Source organism: Microbacterium sp. BF1, from assembly GCF_019279095.1.
Classification (GTDB): Bacteria; Actinomycetota; Actinomycetes; order Actinomycetales; family Microbacteriaceae; genus Microbacterium; species Microbacterium maritypicum.
Genome location: NZ_JAGYWT010000605.1, coordinates 1 through 1402, shown reverse-complemented (window position 1 = coordinate 1402; position 1402 = coordinate 1). Strand labels below are relative to the sequence as shown.

1 protein-coding gene is annotated in these 1402 nt (G+C 68.3%); it reads right to left on the bottom strand.

The features are described from left to right. Positions 1–182 precede the first annotated feature (182 nt). The coding region (gene ribA, locus KZA10_RS15315; RefSeq protein WP_218683317.1) for a GTP cyclohydrolase II at positions 183–1402 on the bottom strand (1220 nt) is incomplete at its 5' end.

The window sequence follows — 1402 nt, the reverse complement described above, 5'->3', positions numbered from 1 at the left end:
CCATTGCTCGTCCGTGAACACCCTCAACCGCGAATCAGACCTCACACAACAAGACTGCCGTGAGCCTCACCAGCGATATGGGAGACACGCCCTAGTCAATCGCCAGTCGATAGTCGACGTCGCCAACACGACGTTCAGTCCTCGTCCGTCGATGTTGCCGGTCTCGGGTGCTCCTGCGCCGCTCATTCGTCGTCCTCTCCGTGGGCGAGCGCCTCTGCGAGTTCCGCTTCGCCGATGATGTGACCCATGCGGTCACGCTTGGTCTCCAGGTACTGATGGTTGTTGGGTCCCACTCCGACGATCAGCGGCACCTGCTCGATCACGTCGAGGCCGAGCTCACGCAGCTGCGCGACCTTGTCGGTGTTGTTCGTCAGCAGACGCACCTTCGACACGCCCAGGTCGGAGAGGATGCCGGCGGCCGCGGCGTAGTCGCGGGCGTCGGCGGGCAGCCCCAGCGCGAGGTTGGCATCGACCGTGTCGAGGCCCTCCTCCTGCAGGCTGTACGCGCGCAGCTTGTTGATGAGGCCGATCCCGCGCCCCTCGTGCCCGCGCATGTAGATCACGATCCCGCCCTCTTTCTCGATCGCGTCGAGCGCGGAGTCGAGCTGGGGGCCGCACTCGCATTTCAGCGAGCCGAACGCCTCGCCGGTCAGGCACTCCGAGTGCACGCGCACCAGCGCGGTCTCACTGAGCTCGCCCGAGACGACCGCGATGTGGTCGGTGCCGGTGACGCGGTCCTTGTAGGCCAGGAAGCGGAAGGTGCCGTGCGTGGTGGGCACCGTGGCGTCGGCACGCAGACTCACCCGGCGGCCCCGGTGCGCGCTCGGGGTCGCTCCGTCCGGGTCGATCTCGTTGAGGTGAGCGATGAGCTGCTCGATGGTGATCACCGGCACGCCGTCACGGGCACCGAGTTCGATCAGCCCGGGAAGGCGCATCATGCTGCCGTCCTCCGCGACGACCTCGGCGATCGCGCCGACGGGTCGGAGTCCGGCGAGCTTCATGAGCTCGACGGCGGCCTCGGTGTGGCCGCTGCGCTCGCGCACGCCGCCGTCGACAGCCCTCAGCGGCAGCACGTGCCCCGGGCGGATGATGCTCGTCGACGTCGACTCCGGGTTCGACAGCACGTTCAGGGTGTGCGCGCGATCGTGGGCGCTGATGCCGGTGGTGACGCCCTGGGCGGCATCGACGCTCACGGTGTACGCGGTCGAGCGGGCGTCTTCGCTGGCGGCCACCATCGGCGGAAGGTTCAGATGGTCGGCGAGGTCGGCCGGCATCGGAGCGCAGATGAATCCCGACGACCAGCGCACCGTCCAGGCCACCCACTCCGGCGTCGCGAGCTCTGCCGACAGGATGACGTCGCCCTCGTTCTCGCGGTTCTCGTCGTCGGCGACGAGAACGGGGC